The following is a 24,348-nucleotide window of genomic DNA, read 5'->3' on the forward strand; positions in this document are numbered from 1 at the left end:
GGGCGATTCCGATTTCAGGGATTTTGCACCGGGATGTGCGATAAGTTCAGATGGAAAAAGCACTCTTTATCATGTAGTTGCATAAAGTCACATCATCTGTTCTGAGATTGACCCCTCCGCCTTGAAATGTTAAACAGGCGCAGCAATATTGAACCCAATGGGTTTTTGGGCATCCAATTCTCTCCCGCTAAGCAGGATGTTTTCATTAGGTAAAGGTAAATATGGGTAAAGCACTCGTTATTGTTGAGTCCCCGGCAAAGGCTAAAACAATCAATAAATACCTGGGCAGTGACTACGTGGTTAAATCCAGCGTGGGTCATATCCGGGATCTGCCGACCAGTGGGTCAACCGCAAAGAAGAGTGCTGACGCCTCGACAGAGAAGAAAGCCAAAGACGCTTCGACCGACAAGAAAGTCAAAAAAGTTAAAAAAGATGAGAAAGCCGCGCTCGTCAGCCGTATGGGCGTAGACCCGTATCACGGCTGGGAAGCGGATTATCAGATCCTGCCCGGCAAAGAGAAAGTCGTGGCCGAGCTGAAAGCGTTAGCCGCCAGTGCTGACCACATCTATCTCGCAACCGACCTTGACCGCGAAGGGGAAGCCATCGCCTGGCATCTTCGGGAAGTCATTGGCGGCGATGACTCACGCTTCAGCCGCGTCGTGTTTAACGAAATCACAAAGAATGCAATCCGCCAGGCGTTTGAAAAGCCGGGCGAACTGAATATCGATCGGGTCAATGCTCAGCAGGCGCGTCGTTTTATGGATCGCGTGGTGGGCTACATGGTCTCGCCGCTGTTGTGGAAGAAGATCGCCCGCGGCCTCTCGGCCGGACGTGTGCAATCCGTTGCGGTTCGCCTGGTGGTGGAGCGTGAACGCGAGATTAAAGCCTTCGTTCCTGAAGAGTACTGGGAAATCAATGCCGCGCTGACCACGCCGAAGGGCGATGAGCTGTCGATGGATGTCACCCATCACGGCGACAAAGCCTTCCGTCCGGTCAACCGTGACGAAACCTACGCCGCCGTGGCGCTGCTGGAAAAAGCGCGTTTTGAAATCGTGGATCGTGAAGATAAGCCGACCAGCAGCAAGCCGGGCGCGCCCTATATCACCTCGACCCTGCAGCAGGCGGCGAGCACCCGTCTGGGCTTTGGCGTGAAAAAAACCATGATGATGGCCCAGCGGCTCTACGAAGCGGGTCACATTACCTATATGCGTACCGACTCAACCAACCTGAGTCAGGATGCGGTTGCCATGGCGCGCGGCTACATCGAAAACCATTTCGGCAAGAAATATCTGCCTGACAACGCCATCACCTACGCCAGCAAAGAGAACTCTCAGGAGGCGCACGAAGCGATTCGTCCTTCTGACGTGGAAGTGGTGGCGGAAAAGCTGAAGGATATGGAAGCGGATGCGCAGAAACTCTATCAGCTGATCTGGCGCCAGTTTGTTGCCTGTCAGATGACGCCAGCGAAGTATGACTCCAGCACCATTACCGCCGCGGCTGGCGATTTCCGCCTGAAAGCTAAAGGCCGGATCCTGCGGTTTGACGGCTGGACTAAAGTGATGCCCGCACTGCGCAAGAACGATGAAGATCGCACACTGCCTGCGGTCAGCGTGGGTGATGTGCTGGATCTCACGACGCTGGTGCCGGGTCAGCACTTCACCAAGCCACCGGCGCGCTTCAGCGAAGCCTCGCTGGTGCGTGAGCTGGAGAAGCGTGGCATCGGTCGTCCTTCTACCTATGCGGCCATCACCTCGACCATTCAGGATCGCGGCTACGTCAGAGTGGAAAACCGCCGCTTCTATGCGGAAAAAATGGGCGAAATCGTCACCGATCGCCTGGAAGAGAACTTCCGCGAACTGATGAACTACGATTTCACCGCTCACATGGAGAGCAGCCTGGACCAGGTCGCCAACAATCAGGCGGAATGGAAAGCGGTGCTCGATCACTTCTTCAGCGACTTTACTCAGCAGCTTGAGCTGGCCGAGAAAGATCCCGAAGAGGGCGGTATGCAGCCGAACCAGATGGTACTGACCTCGATTGACTGCCCGACCTGTAGTCGTCAGATGGGTATCCGCACCGCCAGCACCGGCGTCTTCCTGGGCTGCTCGGGCTATGCGCTGCCGCCGAAAGAGCGCTGCAAACAGACCATCAACCTGATCCCGGAAAATGAAGTCCTGAATATTCTGGAAGGGGATGATGCGGAAACCAACGCGCTGCGCGCCCGTCGTCGCTGCCAGAAGTGCGGTACGGCGATGGACAGCTACCTGATTGACAGCGAACGTAAGCTGCACGTCTGTGGGAACAACCCGGAGTGCGATGGTTACGAAATCGAGAAGGGCGAATTCCGCATCAAAGGCTATGACGGCCCGGTGGTGGAGTGCGAGAAGTGCGGATCGGAGATGCACCTGAAGATGGGCCGCTTTGGTAAGTATATGGCGTGTACCAATGAGGAGTGCAAAAACACCCGTAAGATCCTGCGGAGTGGTGAAGTTGCGCCACCGAAAGAGGATCCAGTTCCGCTGCCTGAGCTGGCATGTGAAAAATCAGATGCTTACTTCGTGCTGCGTGACGGCGCGGCCGGTGTCTTCCTGGCGGCGAACACCTTCCCGAAATCGCGTGAAACGCGCGCTCCGCTGGTCGAAGAGCTTCAGCGATTCAGCGACCGTCTGCCGGAGAAGCTGAAATATCTGGCCGAGGCGCCCGCCACCGACCCGGAAGGCAACAAGACGCTGGTGCGGTTCAGCCGCAAGACGAAGCAGCAGTATGTCTCCTCTGAGAAAGAGGGCAAGGCAACCGGCTGGTCAGCCTTCTATATCGATGGCAAATGGCAGGAAGCGAAAAAGTAATCCATTCAGGCCAGCGTTCGCTGGCCTTTTTCTGAGCCTTATATCAATCCGTTCTACTCTCTCACTTAAACTGATATAGTTGTTATAGCATTTCCGCCTTTCCTGATGCATAGCCTCTCTTCAGCCTCGCGACTATCCGTCAACCGGGGATGCGACTCTGTAACTTACCGGGATAAAACAGACATGAAATTACAGCAGTTGCGCTATATCGTCGAAGTGGTAAACCATAACCTCAACGTCTCTTCGACGGCGGAAGGTCTTTACACCTCTCAACCCGGCATCAGTAAACAGGTGCGTATGCTGGAAGATGAGCTGGGCGTGCAAATTTTTGCCCGCAGCGGTAAACATCTCACGCAGGTCACACCGGCAGGGGAAGAGATCATCCGCATTGCGCGTGAAGTGCTCTCCAAGGTGGACGCCATTAAGTCGGTGGCCGGTGAGCACACCTGGCCGGATAAGGGCTCGCTCTATGTGGCTACCACACACACCCAGGCTCGTTATGCGCTGCCGGGCGTCATTAAAGGCTTTATTGAACGCTATCCGCGCGTCTCGCTGCATATGCATCAGGGGTCGCCAACCCAGATCGCGGAAGCCGTCTCCAAGGGCAACGCGGACTTTGCGATTGCCACCGAAGCTCTGCATCTCTATGACGATTTAATCATGCTGCCGTGCTACCACTGGAACCGGGCGATTGTGGTGACCGCCGACCACCCGCTGGCCGGAAAAGGGCAGGTCTCCATCGAGGAGCTGGCTGAGTATCCGCTGGTAACCTATACCTTCGGCTTTACCGGGCGCTCGGAGCTGGATACGGCCTTCAATCGTGCCGGCTTAACGCCGCGCATCGTCTTCACCGCCACCGATGCGGACGTCATCAAAACCTACGTCCGTCTGGGTCTGGGGGTAGGGGTGATCGCCAGTATGGCGGTTGATCCGGTCGCCGACCCTGACCTGATTCGCATCGAGGCCGCCGATATCTTTACCAACAGCACCACCAAAATTGGCTTCCGCCGCAGTACCTTCCTGCGCAGCTATATGTATGATTTTATCCAGCGTTTTGCGCCGCATCTGACCCGCGACGTGGTAGACACGGCGGTCGCGCTGCGCTCAAACGAGGACATTGAGGCGATGTTTAAGGATATCCGGCTGCCGTTTAAATAGGGTTTATTCCCTGCGTTGAAACATAAGGCTGCCTGGTGCAGCCTTTTTTGTTTCCAGGCTTTAGCGCCAGATGAGAATCAAAAGTTTTTATGATTTTTTTGTAAATGAAACATTGATCACAGGTTTCCCGGTTCAGCTTTCTTAAATGCGAATTACAACACACTTTTAACTATGTCACTTTGCGACACGCCAGGATTATTCCCATACTCCAGTTAACAGCCGATTCGTTTAGCCAGCAAACACGCGGTTCCTGAGTTTCAGCTGTAGTTATAAATGGATCTGTTTTTAATTTAACTCAAATTTTTGAGTGCCTGATTTAATTAAAAGTTCGTTCCGGAGTTAATGGTTTCTTACGTTACTGGCGTCTATTGATTAATACCGTTAATCGTTTTACTCAATAAAAATAACTGGATTTTTGGCCTTAACGCGTTTAGGATTCCTCCTAAATCTTAATCGTTGTTATCAATCATTTTGTTGAGAGTGATTATCAAAAACTATGAATACACGACTGACAGTAGAACCGGGTTTCCCGGTAAAAAGCACCAAGGTTGAGCGTACCGGCAACACCCGTCGCAATGCCTGGTTAACCGTATTCGCTGCTTCTGCGCTGTTCTGGGTAGTCGTCGCGTTAATGATCTGGCGTATCTGGGGCTAAAGCCATGTGGGCACATACACTCAGCCATAAACCTTCACTGACGTCGCGCCAGCACAAGCCGGTTGCCTGTAAAGGCAAAGAACCGCTTGCAAAGGACGAAAAAGTGTCTATCCCCGAATCGTGGGATTTGAGTGATAACCAGAGACTTTTTATTGAGTCTTTTCTGGACCCTAAAAACAAATAAGGTTTTAAGACCGTTTATTTGTCACTGTTCTTTTATTACCGATGTTCCGGGCACGCTTTCTGGCTGCCGATCTCCACACCTGTACGACAAAAGGGTGTCGCCTCATTGAGGACGACCGCTAAACTTTTACGCCCGATTCCGGCGAAGGAGTAGATACAATGAATATTATTAAAATGTCCTGGCTTAGCGCGTATGCATTCTCTTTTGCGTTCTGGTCTGCGGCGGTGTGGATAACCCTCTAATCTGAATACCCCCTCTTTTATGATGCCTCGTGATTTCACGGGGCATTTTCGTTTACGGCGATTGTAGCAATTTGTGTTGTAATCAAAACGTTAACGAATTTGTGGTCTATCTTTAACATAAACCTTTGTCTCTTTGAGGTTAAGACCATGAACGAAAAGGAGGAGCTATGTCGTCTACCCTACGCGAGCAGAGTCAGGAAATACTGCAGGTCGACACCAAAAAATATCACATCTTCAGTCTTCCCCGTGCGGCTCAGCATCTCGGCAATATCGATAAACTGCCCAAATCTCTCAAAGTTCTGCTGGAAAACCTGCTGCGCTGGCAGGATGGCGACTCTGTCACCGCAGAGGACATCCAGGCGCTGGTGGACTGGCAAACCGATGCCCACGCCGATCGCGAAATTGCCTACCGGCCAGCCCGTGTTCTGATGCAGGACTTCACCGGCGTCCCCGCCGTCGTTGACCTGGCGGCGATGCGCGAAGCGGTGAATCGTCTGGGGGGCGATGTGGCAAAAGTGAATCCGCTTTCCCCGGTCGACCTGGTTATCGACCATTCGGTTACGGTGGATCATTTTGGCGATGATGACGCGTTCGAAGAGAATGTCCGGCTGGAGATGGAACGCAACCATGAACGCTACGTTTTTCTTCGCTGGGGCCAGAAAGCCTTTGATAAATTCCGCGTGGTGCCGCCGGGTACCGGTATCTGTCATCAGGTCAACCTGGAGTACCTCGGTAAGGCGATCTGGCACGAGACCCGCGACGGGGAAGAGTACGCCTGGCCGGATACGCTAGTCGGCACGGATTCACATACCACCATGATCAACGCGCTGGGCGTGCTGGGGTGGGGCGTCGGGGGTATCGAAGCCGAAGCCGCCATGCTGGGGCAGCCTGTCTCAATGCTGATCCCGGATGTGGTCGGTTTTAAACTCACCGGCAAACTGCGGCCGGGCATTACCGCTACCGATCTCGTGCTCACCGTGACCCAGATGCTGCGCAAGCATGGCGTGGTAGGCAAGTTTGTGGAGTTTTATGGCGATGGCCTGGCGGATCTGCCGCTGGCAGATCGCGCGACCATTGCCAACATGGCACCGGAATATGGCGCAACCTGTGGCTTCTTCCCGGTGGATGACGTGACGCTGAGCTATATGACGCTGACCGGCCGCGATGCTGAGCAGGTGGCGCTGGTCGAAGCCTACGCCAAAGCGCAGGGATTGTGGCGTCATGCCGGCGATGAGCCGCGCTTCACCAGTACGCTGGCGCTGGATATGAACGATGTCGAATCGAGTCTGGCCGGGCCTAAGCGTCCGCAGGATCGGGTTTCGCTGGGCGATGTGCCTGCCGCCTTCGACGCCAGCAATGCGCTGGAAGTTAATCACGCACAGAAGCCGCACAAAAACGTCGAATATACGGACAGCGACACAGGACTGACTCACACGCTGACTGACGGCGCGGTGGTCATCAGTGCGATCACCTCCTGTACGAATACGTCTAACCCCAGCGTATTGATGGCCGCCGGGCTGCTGGCGAAAAAGGCGGTCGGGCGCGGGCTGAAACGCAAGCCGTGGGTGAAGGCGTCACTGGCGCCCGGCTCCAAAGTGGTCTCAGACTATTTAGCCGTCGCGCAGCTTACCGCTTATCTGGATAAGCTGGGCTTCAACCTGGTCGGCTACGGCTGTACTACCTGTATCGGCAACTCCGGGCCGCTGAAGGATGAGATTGAATCTGCCATCAAAGCGGGCGATCTTACGGTAGGGGCCGTGCTGTCGGGTAACCGCAACTTTGAAGGCCGTATTCATCCGTTGATCAAAACCAACTGGCTGGCTTCGCCGCCGCTGGTGGTCGCCTATGCCCTGGCGGGTAACATGAAGATCAACCTGCAGACCGAACCGCTGGGCCACGATCCCCAGGGTCAGCCGGTCTATCTCAAAGATATCTGGCCGTCACCGGAAGAGATCGCCACCGCCGTCCAGCAGGTAACCAGCGATATGTTCCACAAAGAGTACGCGGAGGTCTTTGACGGCACGCCAGACTGGCAGGAGATCAAGGTCAGTGAAGCGGCGACCTACGACTGGGATGAGGGTTCGACTTATATTCGTCTCTCTCCGTTCTTTGACACGATGCAGAAAGAGCCGGAGCCGGTGCAGGATATTCGCGGCGCCCGGGTGCTGGCCATGCTGGGTGACTCGGTGACCACCGACCACATTTCGCCAGCGGGCAGCATTAAGGCGGAAAGTCCGGCGGGACGCTATCTGCTGGCCCACGGGGTGGAGCGCACCGATTTTAACTCCTATGGTTCGCGTCGCGGCAACCATGAAGTGATGATGCGCGGCACCTTTGCCAACATCCGTATCCGTAATGAGATGGTGCCCGGCGTTGAGGGCGGATACACCCGGCACTATCCGAGCGGCGAGCAGCTGGCCATCTATGATGCGGCGATGAAGTATCAGGCGGAAGGGGTGCCGCTGGCGGTCATTGCCGGGCTGGAGTATGGTTCAGGCTCAAGTCGTGACTGGGCGGCCAAAGGTCCCCGTCTGCAGGGCGTCAGGGTGGTAATTGCCGAATCTTTTGAACGTATCCACCGATCTAACCTGATCGGGATGGGGATCCTTCCGCTGGAGTTCCCGCAGGGCGTGACCCGGAAAACGCTGGGGCTGACGGGGGAAGAGCGCATTGACGTAGAGAACCTTCAGGCGCTGACGCCGGGCTGCAGGGTGAAGGTTACCCTGACGCGCGCGGACGGCAGCAAAGAGGAGCTGGACACCCGCTGTCGCATCGACACCGGTAATGAGCTGACCTACTACCGCAATGACGGCATCCTGCACTATGTGATCCGCAATATGCTGAACTGATAAAAAAGCCGGGGCGACCCGGCTTTTCTTTTTTAGGACTTCGGCAGCAGATGCCCCATCTTGCTCGCCTTGGTATCCAGATAGTGCGCGTTTTTGGGATTACGTCCCACCACCAGCGGCACCCGCTCAACGATATTAATCCCGGCTTCGCTCAGGATCTCCACCTTCCGCGGGTTATTGGTCAGCAGGCGCACTTCATTGACGCCCAGCAGTTTGAACATATCCGCACACAGGGTGAAGTCGCGTTCATCGGCGGCAAAGCCGAGCTGGTGGTTGGCTTCGACGGTGTCATATCCTTTATCCTGCAGCGCATAGGCGCGGATCTTATTCAGCAGGCCGATGTTGCGCCCTTCCTGACGATGGTAGAGCAGCACGCCGCGACCCTCTTCAGCGATGGCATTGAGGGCAGCTTCAAGCTGAAAACCACAGTCGCAGCGCAGGCTGAAGAGTGCATCGCCGGTCAGGCATTCGGAGTGAACGCGCGCCAGGACCGGCTCATTATCATTAATATCGCCAAAGACCAGCGCAACGTGGTCATGTCCGGTTGCCAATTCTTCAAAACCTACCATCAGGAAATCTCCCCATGGCGTGGGCAGTTTGGCTTCTGCCACCCGTTTAAGCTGCATGTGACTCTCCAGAACCTTCAGAGGATGCACTATCATCATGATAGTGCACAGGCCAGTGTGGCCCGACAAACGTGCAATATTGTGCCACAACCCGTAAGCGGGCTGGTACTCTCTGACACCAATTGCAGTGATAAAGCACGATTATCCAATCGGCAACAGGTATGTTATTCTTTTTTAAGCTAAAGTTATGCAGTTATTGTTCTCTGACACCGGTATAAGGGAAAAGGATGTTTAAGATTTCGCGTCGTACGACCTTCGGTATGCTGCTGTTGCTGATCATGCCGGTTTCCGTCTGGCTGACCGGCTGGCGCTGGCAGCCGGGCGAAAGCAACCTCGTGCTGAAAGGCCTGTTCTGGATGACCGAGACCGTCACCAGCCCGTGGGGGATCCTCACCAGCGTGCTGCTGAGTGCCTGGATGCTCTGGTGCCTGCGCTTTCGTCTGAAGCCCGCGATTCTGCTGCTGATCATCATGAACGCCACCATTCTGGCGGGGCAGTACACCAAGTCCTTTATCAAAGAGCAGATCCAGGAGCCGCGTCCTTACGTGATCTGGCTGGAGCAGCATCACGGTCTGGATGAGAAGACCTTCTATGAACTGAAGCGCAAACAGCGTGGTGAGATGGTGACGTCGCTGATCGCCGACGAGACGCAGATCCCCGGCTGGCTGAAGCGGCACTGGGCGTTCGAGACCGGCTTTGCCTTTCCCTCCGGCCATACCATGTTTGCCGCCAGCTGGGCGCTGCTGGCGCTGGGACTGCTCTGGCCGCGCCGTCACTACAAGACCGTGGTCGTGATCTTCATCTGGGCCACCGGCGTGATGGCCAGCCGTCTGCTGCTCGGTATGCACTGGCCGCGGGATCTGGCGGTGGCGACGCTGCTTTCCTGGCTCCTGGTGACGCTGGCGACCTGGCTGGCACAGCGGTTCTGTGGCCCGCTGACGCTGCCGCCGGAAGAGCAAAAAGAGGTGGCTCAGCGGGAGCCCTGATTGTATTTCCCCCTGAAGACCCCATATTATTGATCGGGTTTGCGCAAAAGCGACTCACCCGATGCTGCTGGGAGCAGCATTTTTGCCGGAGTTTTGGCATAATTTATTCGACAACCTCACAACAGGATGCACTGTGAAATATTTGCTGATTTTTTTAGTGGTACTGGTCATTTTCATTATTTCCGTCACCTTAGGCGCGCATAACGATCAGGTCATTACTTTTAACTATCTGCTGGCGCAGGGTGAGTTCAGCGTTTCGACCTTACTGGCATCACTGTTTGGCGCAGGGTTTGTGCTGGGCTGGATTATCTGCGGCCTCTTCTGGTTACGCACCCGTGTCTCGCTGGCCAATGCCAACCGGAAAATCAGACGTATGCAGGCGCAAATCGAGCAGAGCAACACCGCACTGGCGACACCGCCAGCGGTACCGGCTGGCCGGGAATAACCCCCGATGCATGAATTGCTGTTCCTGTTACTGCCGGTTGCGGCTGCCTATGGCTGGTATATGGGCCGTCGCAGCGCGCATCAGGATAAGCAGCAGGAAGCCAATAAGCTGTCACGGGAATATGTTGCGGGCGTAAACTTCCTGCTCTCGAACCAGCAGGATAAAGCGGTCGATCTCTTCCTCGATATGCTGAAAGAGGACAGCGGCACGGTGGAGGCGCACCTGACGCTGGGTAATCTCTTCCGTTCGCGCGGGGAAGTGGACCGCGCTATTCGCATCCATCAGGCATTAATGGAGAGCGCGTCGCTGAGCTACGAACAGCGTCTGCTGGCCGTGCAGCAGCTGGGGCGCGACTATATGGCCGCCGGGCTCTACGACCGCGCGGAAGATATGTTCAAGCAGCTCACCGATGAAACCGACTTCCGGGTGGGCGCGCTGCAGCAGCTGCTGTTAATCCATCAGGCGACCAGCGACTGGCAGCAGGCGATCGACGTCGCCGAGCGGCTGGTTAAACTGGGCAAAGAGAAGCAGAAGGGTGAAATCGCCCATTTCTACTGCGAACTGGCGTTGCAGGCGATGAGCAGCGACGATCTGGATCGGGCGATGAGCCTGCTGAAAAAAGGGGAGTCTGCCGATCGCAACAGCGCCCGCATCTCGATCATGATGGGCCGAATCCTGATGGAAAAAGAGGATTACGCCAGAGCGGTCGGGCATCTGCAGCGGGTGCTGGATCAGGATAAAGAGCTGGTCAGTGAGACGCTGGCGATGCTGGAAACCTGCTTCCAGCGGCTGAATCAGCCTGAAGCCTGGGCCGACTTTCTGCAGCGCTGCGTGGAGGAGAACACCGGTGCCGCAGCCGAGCTTTATCTCTCTGACATCGTGGAGCAGCAGCAGGGCTCAGAAGCGGCACAGAACTACATCAGCCGCCAGCTGGAGCGCCATCCCACCATGCGAGTCTTCCATCGCCTGATGGATTTAAACCTGCATGATGCAGAAGATGGCCGGGCAAAAGAGAGCCTGATGGTGCTGCGCGATATGGTGGGTGAACAGATTCGCACCAAACCCCGCTATCGCTGCCAGAAGTGTGGCTTTACCGCGCATGCGCTTTACTGGCACTGTCCATCCTGCCGAACCTGGTCTTCGGTCAAACCTATCCGGGGTCTCGACGGCCAGTAATCCGGCCGTTGCAGGTCAGTTTACTATTCGCATTGTAGTTACAACATACTAGTGAATGAATGCTTATGCGAGCTTCGGCAAACGTGCATAAATCGTCAGGCAGCGGGGCGATCGCGATTGTGATGGTCAGACACCGCAGGTAGAATGCTTGCCGTTTGTCTATTGCGCCTGCGGGTGCCTGTTACAGAGGAAATGCCATGCCTTCACCCCACAACGTGACCGCTTCGCCGATTCTGGTAGCGCTGGATTATCACGATCTCGACAGCGCATTGCGTTTCGTCGACCAGATCGATCCCCGCAGTTGCCGCCTTAAAGTGGGCAAAGAGATGTTTACGCTGTTCGGCCCGTCGCTGGTCAGGACTCTGCAGCAGCGCGGCTTTGAACTCTTCCTCGACCTGAAATTTCACGATATTCCCAACACCACGGCAAAGGCTGTCGCGGCAGCGGCCGATCTTGGCGTCTGGATGGTCAACGTCCACGCCAGCGGCGGCGCGCGCATGATGAGTGCGGCGCGTGAGGCGCTGCAACCTTTTGGCAAGGATGCACCGCTGCTGATTGCCGTCACCGTTCTGACCAGTATGGATGCAGAGGATCTCAAAGGACTTGGCATCACGCTGTCGCCGGCCGAACAGGCGGAGCGACTGGCGAAGCTGACGCAATCATGCGGACTGGATGGCGTGGTCTGTTCGGCCCATGAGGCGGTGCGCTTTAAACAGGAACTGGGTCAGGAATTTGCCCTGGTGACGCCGGGAATTCGTCCTGCGGGCAGCGATGCCGGCGATCAGCGCCGCATCATGACACCACAGCAGGCGAAGCAGGCGGGCGTGGATTATATGGTGATCGGGCGTCCGATTACCCAGTCCGCCGATCCGGCCGCTGCCCTGCAGGCCATCCTTAACAGCCTGGAGACACCCTGATGGCGAATGATAATCCACTGGTTTACTCCACCGGCAGCGGTCGCATCACCCAGCCCGAGCCTCAAGCGGCGCGGCCAAAAGGGGACGGTATTGTCCGTATTCAGCGTCAAACCAGCGGCCGCAAGGGCAAAGGGGTCTGCCTGATTACCGGCATCGATCTTGATGATGCTGCACTGGCGTTGCTGGCAGCCGAACTCAAGAAAAAGTGCGGCTGTGGCGGCTCGGTGAAAGAGGGCGTAATCGAAATTCAGGGCGATAAACGCGACCTGCTAAAGAGCCTGCTGGAAGCCAAAGGGATGAAGGTGAAGCTGGCGGGCGGCTGAATAAGAAATCGGGCTACCGAAGTAGCCCGATTGTGATGCAGATGCTAGCGTAGCCGATTATTGTTTTAATAAGGTCCTTAGTGGACCTGATGACCGATAATACCACCCACAGCGGCGCCACCGACGGTGCCCAGTGCGCTACCATTGGTCAGGACTGAACCCCCAATCGCGCCCGCGCCCGCGCCAATCGCGGTATTACGGTCACGTTTGGACCAGTTAGAACAGCCGCTCAGCGCAACCGCTAACGTGGTCGCCAGTACAACGGCAGTGATTCGTTTCATTGTTGTTGTCATACACTTCTCCTTTGATGTGCTCACAGAGGCAACACTCATAGTATAGCTCCGATATTTCCTCAGCCCGCTTGTAAGCCATCATTGCCGCATCCGTGATGGCATCGAAATGGCGTTACCATGGACAAACCGTTTGTAGCGGGTGAGTCACAATCGTGGCCTGTCAGGTCCACATATTGTCTGAGAGGATTCTAAGCATTCTGCGGGAATTCCGAAGATAGAAAAGTCTGAAAGCACAGCGCATTTTTGCATTCACAGCCAATCCTTCTGCTTTTATAGCTATTTGCTCCATAACCTTTTCAGCGCTGACTCCGCAAAATTCAGTAACGACAGTCAGCAGGAGAAAAGGCATGCTGGAGCACCTCAAACAACAGGTTCTGGAAGCGAATCTGGACCTACCCAAATATAACCTGGTGACTTTCACCTGGGGCAACGTCAGCGCCATTGATCGCGAACAGGGGCTGCTGGTGATCAAACCTTCCGGCGTGCGCTATGACGTAATGAAGCGTGATGACATGGTGGTGGTCGATCTGGCGACGGGTGACGTTGTGGAAGGGGAGAAACGCCCCTCTTCGGACACCGCGACCCACCGCGCCCTCTATCTGGCCTGGCCGGAGGTGGGCGGCATTGTGCATACCCATTCGCGGCACGCGACCATCTGGGCGCAGGCAGGACGACCGATTCCGGCCTGGGGCACCACGCACGCCGATGACTTTTATGGTGAGATCCCCTGCACCCGGGCAATGCGCAGCGAGGAGATTCAGCAGGAGTATGAGTGGAACACCGGTGAAGTTATTATCGAAACCTTCGCGCAGCGCGGACTCTCTCCGTCGGCGATCCCGGCCGTGCTGGTCAATTCCCACGGCCCCTTTGCCTGGGGTAAAGATGCTCATGCTGCGGTGCACAGTGCCGTGGTCCTGGAGGAGGTGGCCTATATGGGGCTGTTCAGCCAGCAGCTGACCGCGAACCTGCCGCCGATTCAGCAAACGCTGCTCGACCTGCACTACCTGCGAAAACATGGTGAAAATGCCTGGTATGGGCAGAAGTAGTCAGCGGGACGCCACGGCGTCCCGTTTTTTTATCCGGCCCCTTTCTCTGATAACCCCGCCGTCTGCCTGAGGCAGCGCTCCCGCTGTTGAACCCTTTCTCCGTCTGTTTCATCCGGTTGCGGCGTCAGGAAGATGACTGCGGCAGCAGGCGCGCCCACGCAGTACCGCTGAGAAGCCAGCTGGTGGTTAATTATTGAACGGATGTTGCTGATTTTCGTGCCATTTACAACCACGGTTATCCCCGGCGGGTGATGGCGTGGCGCATTCGTGCTGCTCCTGTTTCTCCGGGTAAAGTTGCCCGGTGAGTCCGGGGTTGTATTAAGGAATCTGGAGCCGCTGTGAAGGCCGGTATCTCCTCTCTCCTGGTCTGCGCAAAAGAAACCGCGACAGATGCGCGTTTACGCCACTCTGATCTTCATCAGCCATTTTTAAAAGGTGTTAAGCGTCTGCATATTGGCCGCTGGCGGTTCAGACCCATTCAGTAACCGGTCTAATCAATCCAGAAAACGCGAATCAGGGATCACTCTGGATTTTGTGTTGTAAATCAATCTCTCATTTGGTCTGGCCTCACTCTGCATTACGCTGATGTCGCGTATTTAACGCATCAAATATAAACAGAGGATGAGACAATGACAGTGATTAACCAAGCAACCTGCAGATTATTTACCGAAGCTGGCAACACCACGCAGTTAGTTGCCTATTACGAAGAGGGGCGGCGTACCCTGTGGATGATGCTGCGTGCGCAGCCTCGCCCGAGCTTCAACCATGAACTGATTGAGGAGATCATGAACCTGAGCTACGCCGCGCAGCGTTCCGGGCTGCCGATCGACTTCTGGGTCACCGGATCGCTGGTGCCACAGATGTTCAATGCGGGCGGCGATCTGCGCTTCTTCGTTGAGTGCATTCGCAACAACCGGCGTGAGGCACTGCGGGCTTATGCTCGCGCCTGTGTGGACTGCATTCATTCGGCAGCCCGTGGCTTTGATACCGGCGCCGTGACGCTGGCCATGATTGAAGGCAGTGCGTTAGGCGGCGGCTTCGAGGCGGCACTGGCGCACCACTTCATTCTGGCGCAAAACAACGCGCGCATGGGCTTCCCGGAAATCGCGTTCAACCTCTTCCCGGGCATGGGCGGTTACTCGCTGGTGGCGCGCCGTTCCGGCATGAAGCTGGCAGAGGAGTTGATCTGTGAAGGGGAGTCGCACAGCGCCGAGTGGTACGAGACGCGCGGTCTGGTAGACAAAGTCTTCCAGCCGGGTGACAGCTACCGCGCCACGCGCACCTTTATCGATACCTTACGGCCGAAGCTCAATGGCGTCAGGGCGATGCTGAAAGCGCGTCAGCGCGTGCTGCAACTCTCACGCGCCGAGCTGATGGATATCACGGAAGACTGGGTCGATTATGCATTTACCCTCGAACCCAAAGACATTGCCTATATGGAGCGTCTGGTCCAGTTGCAGAACCGCCACAGCGCATCACTGCGTAAAGCGGGTTAATACGGAACAGCGTTAAACGCGGGCAGGATGCTTAGCCAGCCAATGCCCAAGTTGTTCCGCGGGCATTGGTTTTGCGTAGTAGTAGCCCTGACGCCCATCCACCCCACTTTTAAGGACAAACGCTTCTTCATCCGGCGTCTCAATGCCTTCCGCAATGACCTGCAAATCGAGCGCCTTGGCGACGGCGACGATGGCACGCACCAGCGATTGCGAAACCGGCTGCTTATTGATATCGCGAATAAAGCTCTGATCGAGTTTGATGGCGTTGATGGGCACACGCGCCAGCTGAGACAGCGAGGAGTAGCCGGTGCCGAAGTCATCCAGATGCACCTGAGCGCCCAGCTCCTGAAACTGCTTCATCAGTTTCAGCGCCTCGGTCTCATTCTCAATCAGGCAGCTCTCTGTCAGCTCGATATCGATAGGGCAGTCGGTGATACTGGCCTCCTGCAGCGCCTGCTTCAGATCCGTATAGATGCTCTGATCGATGAGCTGGCGGGCCGAGACGTTGACGGCGACACGCAGAAAAATTCCCTGCTGCTGCCACAGGATAATCTGCTTCAGCACGTTGAGCATGACCCAGCGTCCCAGCGGCACAATCAGCCCGGACTCTTCGGCATAGGGAATAAAATCAGCCGGCGACACCATGCCGCGCTCAGGTGAGTTCCAGCGAACCAGTGCTTCGGCGCTGCGGACCTGACCATCGCTGTCCACTTTAGGCTGATAATGGACCAGCAGATGATCCAGTTCCAGCGCCTTGCGCAGGTTGGTGTCCAGCCACAGATATTCAAAAACCCGCTGATTCATCTCCGCCGCAAAGACGCAGAACTTGCCGCGCCCATTCTCTTTGGCGTGATACATTGCGGTATCCGCATTACGGATCAGGCTTTCGCGATCTTCGCCATGCAGAGGGGCGTAGGCGATGCCGATGGAGCAGCCGCTGTACACTTCGATCAGTCCGATGCGGAAGGGCTGGCGCAACCGTTCAAGAATGCGGGAGGACATCGCCTCCAGCGCCGCCTGGCTGGTGTGCTCTGCCAGCACGACAAACTCATCGCCACCCAGCCGTCCCAGCGTCTGGTCTTTGCCCAGACAGCTCAGAATAGCCAGAGAAACGGCCTGCAGTAACTGATCGCCGAACATATGACCGTAGGCGTCATTCACTTTTTTAAAATTGTCGAGATCGAGATAGACCACGCCGGTCTCATCGCCTTCTGACCGCTCCAGCGCCAGACTAATCTGCTGATGAATCGCGTTTCGGTTGGGCAGGCCGGTCACCGTATCGGTATTGGCCAGCACCCGCAACCGCTCCTGGGCGCGGCGCTCCTCGGTGATGTCAGTACCTGAACAGATGAGGAAAATTTCATTTTTGCCGCTGCCGCTGTGAACGAACTTATTACGAAACAGAAACAGTCGCTGCCCTTTTTTGGTTTTGACCCAGCGTTCAACTTCATAGGAGTTACCGTCGCGAAAGAAGCCTGCGATATTGCGCCGCGACTGTGAGGCTTCCTGTTTCGTCATAAAGAGCTGAAAGACGTTTCGGCCAATAACTTCGTGCTCATTCAGGCCGGTATATTCTTCACTCAGGCGGTTAAAACGCTGAATATTACCGCGCTGATCCAGGATCACAATCACCGAGTTGGCTTCGGAAACCACCTGTTCAGCAAACGAAAGCCCGAGGGTTAAGTCGCGGGCAACCGCAGAGGTGTCGCCCCATGCGGAGGCGGTGCCCGCCCAGGATGACTGATTAACTTTACGGCCGACAAAATGCATAGGCACATCAATGCCCTGCAGCGTCATGGTCAGATTAATACTTGAGGTAATGACCGGCATGGCACGGATCATTGCCGCCTGGCCGGGTGTCAGCGGCAGGGCGATATTGGTTTGTGATGACTCATCTTCGGCAAAATGCAACGCATCGCTGTCCGCGGTCAGACGCCAATGAGGGCTGGTTGTACCAAACAGGGTGTACAACAACGTCTGCCCTTGTTCATCGGTCATGGAAACTTCCTCCGGGAAGTGCTCTGCATACGTTATCTCATTATTTAGCAACAGTATTCATCATCTGACGCCAGCACAAGATGCAAACGAAATATATTTTCCTGTCCAGATAAGAATGGCACAAAAAAGCCCCGCCGATGCGGGGCTGTTAAGCGTGTTCAGCAGGGGCATTTTCCCACTTTGCCAGCCTGGCTGGGAAAGCGTGCGTCCAGACAATAACGGTGAAACTCACGCTCGCTCATCGGCGACTGCTCGGGATGCTGCAGGCGCATATGCTGCAGATATTTTTGATAATCCTGCACGCCGACCATTAAGCGAAAGCACTGTTGCAGGCCGCGCCACAGACTCCGCCAGCGGAAAGCCTGAGGTGACGGCGTGGCGGCAGGATGGCAGCGGATAATCTGCCAGTTCGCGCCTGGCCGACGGACCTGATGAATCGCATCAGACATGACGCACCTCCTTGTTGCGCAGCGTCACAGAAGATTCCTGTACAGTCGGCTTGTCGCTGCGCAGCGCGCGACGAATAACGAAGAATGCCGAAATCAGCATCGTAACCGCAACCAGCATAAAGAAGGCGCACAGTGCAGCGTTGATCTGATTGCTGAACACGATGGTCTGCATATCTGCCACGCTTTTTGCGGGCGCGATGACCACGCCGTCCTCCAGCCCTTTGCGGAACTTAGCGGCCTGCGCCAGGAAACCGATAGCGGGTTTCTCATGGAAGATTTTCTGCCAGCCAGCGGTCATGGAGGTGATAAACAGCCAGATCGTGGGCAGGATAGTGACCCAGGCGTAACGCTGCTTCTTCATTTTGAACAGCACCACGGTGCCCAGAATCAGGGCCATTGAGGCCAGCATCTGATTGCCGATACCAAACAGCGGCCACAGGGTATTGATGCCGCCCAGCGGATCGACGACGCCCTGATAGACAAAGAACCCCCAGCCTGCGACGGCGACGGTGGTGCCTGCCATATTGCCCAGCCAGGAGCGGTTATTGGCCAGCGAAGGCACGACCGTTCCCACCAGATCCTGCACCATAAAACGACAGGCGCGGGTGCCGGCATCCACCGCTGTCAGGATAAACAGCGCTTCAAACAGGATGGCGAAGTGATACCAGAAGGCCATCATCGCCCGGCTGTTGAAGATGTCGGTAATGATATGCGCCATGCCCACTGCAAAGGTCGGGGCACCACCCGCACGCGACAGAATCGAGCCTTCACCGACGTCGCGGGCAATGCCGCTCAGCATTTCAGGTGTGACAACAAAGCCCCAGCCGTTGATCACCTGAGAGGCGCTCTCCACGGTCGTACCAATCAGCGCGGCCGGGGAGTTCATGGCGAAGTAAATGCCCGGATCCAGCACCGAGGCGCAAATCAGCGCCATGATCGCGACAAAGGACTCCATCAGCATGGCGCCGTAGCCAATAAAGCGGATGTGGCTCTCGCGCTCGACCAGTTTTGGCGTGGTGCCGCTGGAGACCAGCGCATGGAAGCCGGAAATCGCGCCGCAGGCGATGGTGATAAACAGGAACGGGAACATCGCGCCAGCGAAGACCGGGCCCGTGCCGTCGATAAAGCGGGTAACGGCCGGCATTTTCAGCTCGGGCAGGGCGAAGACAATCCCCACCGCCAGTCCGGCGATGACACCGATTTTCAGGAAGGTTGACAGGTAGTCGCGCGGGGCCAGCAGCAGCCAGACCGGCAGCACGGAGGCGATAAAGCCGTAGATCACCAGCACCCAGGTCAGCGAGGTGCCTTTCAGGGTAAAGAAGGGGCCCCAGTAAGGATGCTGCGCGACGTCGCCGCCATAGATAATCGCCGCCATCATCAGCACAAAGCCGATCAGCGAGACTTCTGCGATCTTACCCGGACGGATAAAGCGCATGTAGACGCCCATAAACAGCGCGATAGGAATGGTGGCTGCAATGGTAAACAGCCCCCACGGGCTGTTCGCCAGCGCTTTTACCACAACCAGCGCCAGCGCCGACAGGATAATAATCATCACGCCCAGCGCACCGAGCATCGTCACCACCCCGGCGAACGGGCCCAGCTCCTGTCTGGCCATTTCGCCCAGTGAGCGGCCATCGCGACGGGTGGAGATAAACAGGATCAGGAAATCCTGTACCGCCCCCGCCAGCATTACCCCGACCAGTATCCAGATGGTACCCGGCAGGAAGCCCATCTGCGCCGCCAGGATCGGACCAACCAGTGGCCCGGCACCGGCTATCGCTGCAAAGTGGTGGCCAAACAGGACCCACTTATTGGTCGGCACATAATCGAGCCCATCGCTCAGCCGCTCGGCGGGTGTCATCCGGCGATCGTCAAGTTCAAAGATATTGCGGGCGATAAACAGGCTGTAAAAGCGATAAGCGATGCTGTAGCAGGCGACAGCGGCTATCACCAGCCAGACTGCGTTGACGTGTTCGCCGCGGCTGAGGGCCAGCATGGCGAAAGCGCCCGCGCCGATTAACGCCACCACTAACCAGATCACACTGGTTTTGACGTTTTTCATGACTAACTCCTTGTGAAGACCGAGAGGAAAGCGATCGAAAACAACGAGCTAAACTTAATGTAATGGAATGTAAGTGAAAGTTAATCAGTAGAGAAGTGTGAAGCGGGGTACAAATTTAACTTTTTTGCAACGTTGTAAGGCGGGGGAGAGCGGCGGGATAACCGGGGTTATCCCGCCAGAAACAGGTGCGATCCGCTACTCAGACAGCGGGACGCGCCACGACGCTGCGGGTTTCCATGCGCACTTCGGCGATGGTGACATCGATCACGTCGGTTACGCGGTAAACCACTTCGCCTTTGATCTGTACGCTGCCGTTTTCCTGACTGCAGACCAGCTCGTCACGCACTGCGTGAATGAACGGGGCCGGGATAAAGGCCACCGCGCCATTCTCCAGCAGACGGACACGCATACCGCCGCGCGACACATCGATAATCTCGGCGCTGAAGCGACGATCGGTGGCCGCGAAAGGCGCCAGGTAGCGGGCATAGAGCCAGTCGCCCACATCGCGCTCTGCCATCCGGTTCAGGCGGCGACGCTCGCCCATTGTGACCGTGACGGCCTCATCGGGACGGGTGGCCTGTTCACCACGGATAATCGCTTTCAGCAGACGATGATTGATCATGTCGCCGAACTTACGAATCGGAGAGGTCCAGGTGGCGTAAGCCTCCAGCCCCAGCCCGAAGTGCGGGCCTGGCTCGGTGCTGATCTCCGCGAAGGTCTGGAACCGGCGGATGCGGCTGTCCAGGAACTGCGTTGGCAGGGCATCGAGTTCACGACGCAGCACGCGGAACCCTTCCAGCGTGGTGATCGCCTGCGCATCGGCCGTTACGCCGTGGCTGGCCAGCACGGCCGCCGCCTGTTCCGCATTGGTGGTGTCGAAACCGGCATGGACGTTGTAGATCCCGAAGCCGAGGCGATCGCGCAGGACCTGTGCGGCGCAGATGTTCGCCAGAATCATCGACTCTTCAACGATGCGGTTAGCGATGCGGCGGGGTTCAGCCACAATCTCCAGCACTTCGCCTTTTTCACCCAGCAGGAAGCGGTAGTCTGGACGATCTTTAAACACCAGCGCGTGGGTCTGACGCCATTCGCTGCGCGCCAGGCAGAGGCGATGCAGCAGACGAATCTGTTCCGCAATTGCGTCGCTCTGCGGCTGCCAGCTGCCGCTGTTTTCCAGCCAGTCAGAGACGTCGTCATAGGCCAGCTTCGCTTTGGATTCGATCCAGGCGGCAAAGAAGGTCACGTCATCGCCCAGGGAACCATCGGCTGCCACGGTGACACGGCAGGCCAGCGCCGGACGGCGCACGTCAGGGCGCAGCGAACAGACATCGTCAGAGAGTTCGCGCGGCAGCATCGGGATATTAAAGCCCGGCAGATAGTTGGTGAAGGCGCGCTGAGCGGCGACCTTATCAAGCTGGCTGCCTTCCGCCACATACGCGGTAGGGTCGGCGATGGCGATGGTCAGACGCAGAGAACCCTCCTCCAGTGCCTCCACATACAGCGCATCGTCCATATCCTGAGTGCTGGCGCTGTCGATGGTGACAAAGTTGAGCGCGGTAAGATCTTCGCGCGTCAGATTTTCATCCAGCATCTCGCCGAAGCTGACGTCAGGCGCCTGGCGCTCCAGGTTGTGACGGGACAGCGTCACCCACCACGGTGCGAGGTGATCGTCGGCTTTCACGATAAAATCGGTGAGCTCGGCGTAAAAGCCGCGGTCGCCTTTCAGCGGATGACGGCGCATCTCCGCCACGGCCCAGTCGCCATTTTCGAAGGGATGGCTGACATCGCGCGCCGGACGGCACTGGATGGCATCTTTCAGCAGAGGGTGGTCCGGGACGATCGACAGGCGGTCATCTTTCTTCTGCACCCGGCCGACAAAGCGGCTCAGGAAGGGCTCAACCAGGGTTTCCGGCTCAGCACTTTCGCGATCTTTATCGCTGTGGATCACGGCGACAATGCGATCGCCATGCATCACTTTCTTCATCTGCGGTGGCGGAATGAAGTAACTCTTCTGTGCATCGACTTCCAGGAAGCCGAAACCTTTTTCGGTGCCTTTAACGACGCCTTCAGCACGAGGCGTTTGCGAATGGAGCTTCTCTTTCAGCTGCGCGAGCAGCGGGTTATCCTGGAACATAATTTTTCGTTTCGTGGCCTGATTGCGGCTGACAGTTTTACGCGATTCAACGCCGCGCGGCAAGGCAAAAAGCCGGACGAGCCGGCTTTTCAGGATGGGGTGAGGGGGCTGTCAGGCGATGCGCTGATCGGCGATCGCCGACGACAGTTCCAGCTTCACCGGTACGGATTTCGAGGTCGGTGTGCCACTGCCATCGCCGAAGCTGTTCAGCGGCACCAGCGGGTTGGTTTCCGGGTAATAGGCCGCCAGATTGCCGCGCGGAATATTATAGGGAACCAGTTTAAAGCCGCTGACGCGACGGGTAATGCCATCGTTCCACAGCGTTTCGATATCCACGTTCTGACCTTCCGTGAAGCCCAGATCGGCCATATCATCCGGGTTGATAAACACCACCTCGCGCTGACCGAATACCCCACGATAACGGTCATCGAGGCCGTAAATGGTGGTGTTGTACTGGTCGTGTGAACGCAGCGTCTGCAGCGTGAAAGGCACCGCCTGCTCAAGATTCGGGAACAGCGAATCCGGAAGGGATGAGGCGCAGAACTCCGCTTTCTGGCTTGGCGTATTGAAGCGTAACTCCGCCGCCGCGTTACCCAGGTAGAAGCCACCCGGAATATCACATTTCGCATTGAAGTCGGCAAAGCCCGGAATGGTCGCGGCGATATGTTCGCGGATCAGATTGTAATTACCCGCCAGTTCGCGCCATTTCACCTTGTCACTGCCAAGCACCGCTTCAGCGATACCGGCCACGATCGCCGTCTCTGAACGCTGAGTGTCCGCCAGCGGGATGCCGATCCCTTCCGAGGCGTGAACCATGCTGAAGGAGTCTTCGACGGTAATGAACTGATTGCCCGTCGCCTGCAGATCGCGCTCAGTGCGGCCCAGCGTCGGCAGAATCAGCCCTTCGTGACCCGGCACCAGGTGGCTGCGGTTCAGTTTGGTGCTGATATGCACGGTCAGGCCACAGCGTGACAGCGCCTCTTCGGTACGCGGTGAATCAGGTGCAGCCGCCGCCAGGTTGCCGCCCAGCGCAATCAGTACCTTGACTTCATCACGCAGCATGGCGTTCAGCGCTTCAACGGTGTTATGACCTGGCGCGCGCGGCGGTTCAAAATTGAAGTGATTACCCAGCGCATCCAGGAAGGCTTTGGCCGGTTTCTCATCAATGCCCATCGTGCGGTTGCCCTGCACGTTACTGTGACCGCGCACCGGGCAGAGGCCCGCGCCTTTTTTGCCCAGCTGACCAAACAGCAGCTGCAGGTTAGTGATCTCCCGTACCGTATCGACCGAGTGCTTGTGCTGGGTGATCCCCATCGCCCAGGTACAGATCACCCGGTCTGCGCTCTGATATATAGCTGCGGCTTCGCGGATCTGCGCCTGTGTCAGGCCCGACTGCGCCACAATCTGCATCCAGCTGGTGTTATCCACGGCGTCGAGGTAAGCCTCAATACCGTGCGTTTTGGCGTTGATGAAGGTCTGGTCAAACAGACCCGGTTCGCCAGCCGCCAGACGCGCGCGGTGAGTTTCCAGCAGGCATTTCACCATGCCGCGCACCGCCGCCATATCACCGCCCAGGTTCGGCTGGTAATAGGAGGAGCTGATATTGCCCGCTTTCGAGGTGACGACTTCCAGCGGCTTCTGCGGATCGGCAAAGCGTTCCAGACCGCGCTCGCGCAGGGTATTAAACGTCACGATCTTCGCACCATGATCGGCCGCATGACGCAGGCTGTGCAGCATACGCGGATGGTTGGTGCCGGGGTTCTGACCGAAGACGAAAATGGCATCAGCGTGATCGAAATCATCCAGACGGATGGTGCCTTTACCCACGCCGATACTGCGCTTCAGGCCGGTGCCGCTGGCTTCATGGCACATGTTAGAGCAGTCAGGGAAATTATTGGTACCCATCAGGCGGCCAAACAGCTGATAGAGCCAGGAGGCTTCGTTGCTGGCACGGCCGGAGGTGTAAAGCTCCATCTGGTTGGGGTGATCCATCGCCCGGATGTGCTGCGCAATCAGCGCAAAGGCCGCATCCCAGCTGATTGGCTCATAGTGATCGGTGTCGGCGTTGTAGCGCAGCGGATGGGTCAGACGACCCTGATACTCCAGGAAGTAGTCACTCTGGGTATAGAGCGTGGTAACGCTGTGTTTAGCAAAAAAGTCGGTGTCGACAACGCGGCGTGTGGCTTCCCAGGTAACCGCTTTGGCCCCGTTTTCGCAGAAGCTGAAGGTACTTTTATTGTCATCGCCCCAGGCGCAGCCCGGGCAGTCAAAACCGCGGGCTTTGTTCATGCGCATCAGATTGCGCATATTTTTCAGGGCCGCTTTGCTGTCAAGAACGAAACGCGTGGTGGCTTCCAGTGAACCCCAGCCGCCCGCAGCCGCGCGGTAGGGTTTGATTTGGCGTTTAAATTTCATATGAGTGCAGGCTTTTTATAGTAGGCATTATTGTTTGGTGTTTGTTAT

18 protein-coding genes are annotated in these 24,348 nt (G+C 56.7%); 11 read left to right on the plus strand and 7 right to left on the minus strand.

Going from position 1 to position 24,348, the window contains the following annotated elements; genetic code table 11:
* Window positions 1-221 precede the first annotated feature (221 nt).
* The 4 genes from topA to acnA all read left to right on the plus strand — a co-directional run bounded on the left by topA (window position 222) and on the right by acnA (window position 7,934).
* Window positions 222-2,846, plus strand: a complete 2,625-nt coding sequence (gene topA / locus ACNY69_RS08775) for a type I DNA topoisomerase (RefSeq protein ID WP_293771029.1) — start codon at window positions 222-224, stop codon at window positions 2,844-2,846.
* 183 nt (window positions 2,847-3,029) lie between these two features.
* The gene (cysB, locus tag ACNY69_RS08780) at window positions 3,030-4,004 is read left to right on the plus strand and encodes an HTH-type transcriptional regulator CysB (protein ID WP_111140073.1); all 975 of its coding nucleotides are present in this window, start codon (window positions 3,030-3,032) and stop codon (window positions 4,002-4,004) included.
* Between the two features lie 496 nt (window positions 4,005-4,500).
* Entirely contained in the window at window positions 4,501-4,659 is a 159-nt protein-coding gene (locus tag ACNY69_RS08785) for a YmiA family putative membrane protein (protein ID WP_111140074.1), read from the plus strand.
* 593 nt (window positions 4,660-5,252) lie between these two features.
* Complete coding sequence (gene acnA, locus ACNY69_RS08790) at window positions 5,253-7,934, plus strand: aconitate hydratase AcnA (RefSeq protein ID WP_111140076.1); 2,682 nt, start codon at window positions 5,253-5,255, stop codon at window positions 7,932-7,934.
* A 32-nt stretch (window positions 7,935-7,966) separates the two neighbouring features.
* Here acnA and ribA read toward each other — a convergent pair whose 3' ends face one another.
* Window positions 7,967-8,560, minus strand: a complete 594-nt coding sequence (gene ribA / locus ACNY69_RS08795; protein ID WP_111140077.1) for a GTP cyclohydrolase II — start codon at window positions 8,558-8,560, stop codon at window positions 7,967-7,969.
* Between the two features lie 227 nt (window positions 8,561-8,787).
* Between ribA and pgpB the strand changes: the two genes are divergently transcribed.
* The 5 genes from pgpB (at window position 8,788) to yciH (ending at window position 12,407) form a co-directional block, all read left to right on the plus strand.
* Entirely contained in the window at window positions 8,788-9,546 is a 759-nt protein-coding gene (gene pgpB / locus ACNY69_RS08800) for a phosphatidylglycerophosphatase B (RefSeq protein WP_111140078.1), read from the plus strand.
* A 133-nt stretch (window positions 9,547-9,679) separates the two neighbouring features.
* Window positions 9,680-9,991: a LapA family protein gene (locus ACNY69_RS08805; RefSeq protein ID WP_111140079.1), complete on the plus strand. Its 312-nt coding sequence runs from the start codon at window positions 9,680-9,682 to the stop codon at window positions 9,989-9,991.
* A 6-nt stretch (window positions 9,992-9,997) separates the two neighbouring features.
* Window positions 9,998-11,167, plus strand: a complete 1,170-nt coding sequence (gene lapB, locus ACNY69_RS08810) for a lipopolysaccharide assembly protein LapB (protein ID WP_111140080.1) — start codon at window positions 9,998-10,000, stop codon at window positions 11,165-11,167.
* A gap of 197 nt (window positions 11,168-11,364) precedes the next feature.
* On the plus strand, window positions 11,365-12,084 hold the full coding sequence (pyrF, locus tag ACNY69_RS08815; RefSeq protein ID WP_199560006.1) for an orotidine-5'-phosphate decarboxylase: 720 nt from the start codon (window positions 11,365-11,367) through the stop codon (window positions 12,082-12,084).
* Window positions 12,084-12,407: a stress response translation initiation inhibitor YciH gene (gene yciH / locus ACNY69_RS08820; protein WP_111140081.1), complete on the plus strand. Its 324-nt coding sequence runs from the start codon at window positions 12,084-12,086 to the stop codon at window positions 12,405-12,407. Before pyrF ends, yciH begins: the two co-directional genes overlap by 1 nt.
* Window positions 12,408-12,484: 77 nt before the next feature.
* On the opposite strand, the gene osmB is transcribed toward yciH, so the two are convergent.
* A complete protein-coding gene (gene osmB, locus ACNY69_RS08825; RefSeq protein WP_003853848.1) occupies window positions 12,485-12,700 on the minus strand; it encodes an osmotically-inducible lipoprotein OsmB in 216 nt (71 codons plus the stop codon).
* 347 nt (window positions 12,701-13,047) lie between these two features.
* Between osmB and araD the strand changes: the two genes are divergently transcribed.
* Both araD and ACNY69_RS08835 read left to right on the plus strand, forming a co-directional pair.
* On the plus strand, window positions 13,048-13,746 hold the full coding sequence (gene araD, locus ACNY69_RS08830; protein WP_111140083.1) for an L-ribulose-5-phosphate 4-epimerase: 699 nt from the start codon (window positions 13,048-13,050) through the stop codon (window positions 13,744-13,746).
* Between the two features lie 629 nt (window positions 13,747-14,375).
* Complete coding sequence (locus ACNY69_RS08835; protein WP_111140084.1) at window positions 14,376-15,242, plus strand: crotonase/enoyl-CoA hydratase family protein; 867 nt, start codon at window positions 14,376-14,378, stop codon at window positions 15,240-15,242.
* 12 nt (window positions 15,243-15,254) lie between these two features.
* On the opposite strand, the gene pdeR is transcribed toward ACNY69_RS08835, so the two are convergent.
* The 5 genes from pdeR to ACNY69_RS08860 all read right to left on the minus strand — a co-directional run bounded on the left by pdeR (window position 15,255) and on the right by ACNY69_RS08860 (window position 24,300).
* Window positions 15,255-17,240, minus strand: coding sequence for a cyclic di-GMP phosphodiesterase (pdeR, locus tag ACNY69_RS08840; protein WP_111140085.1), 1,986 nt, complete (start codon window positions 17,238-17,240; stop codon window positions 15,255-15,257).
* Between the two features lie 158 nt (window positions 17,241-17,398).
* A complete protein-coding gene (locus ACNY69_RS08845) occupies window positions 17,399-17,689 on the minus strand; it encodes a YbdD/YjiX family protein (protein ID WP_111140086.1) in 291 nt (96 codons plus the stop codon).
* Window positions 17,682-19,751: a carbon starvation CstA family protein gene (locus ACNY69_RS08850; protein WP_418797969.1), complete on the minus strand. Its 2,070-nt coding sequence runs from the start codon at window positions 19,749-19,751 to the stop codon at window positions 17,682-17,684. Before ACNY69_RS08850 ends, ACNY69_RS08845 begins: the two co-directional genes overlap by 8 nt.
* Before the next feature lie 199 nt (window positions 19,752-19,950).
* Window positions 19,951-21,885: an exoribonuclease II gene (locus ACNY69_RS08855; protein WP_111140091.1), complete on the minus strand. Its 1,935-nt coding sequence runs from the start codon at window positions 21,883-21,885 to the stop codon at window positions 19,951-19,953.
* 111 nt (window positions 21,886-21,996) lie between these two features.
* Window positions 21,997-24,300: an FdhF/YdeP family oxidoreductase gene (locus ACNY69_RS08860; protein WP_111140088.1), complete on the minus strand. Its 2,304-nt coding sequence runs from the start codon at window positions 24,298-24,300 to the stop codon at window positions 21,997-21,999.
* Between the last annotated feature and the right edge of the window lie 48 nt (window positions 24,301-24,348).

It is taken from the genome of Pantoea graminicola (genome assembly GCF_048452665.1).
Classification (GTDB): Bacteria; Pseudomonadota; Gammaproteobacteria; order Enterobacterales; family Enterobacteriaceae; genus Pantoea.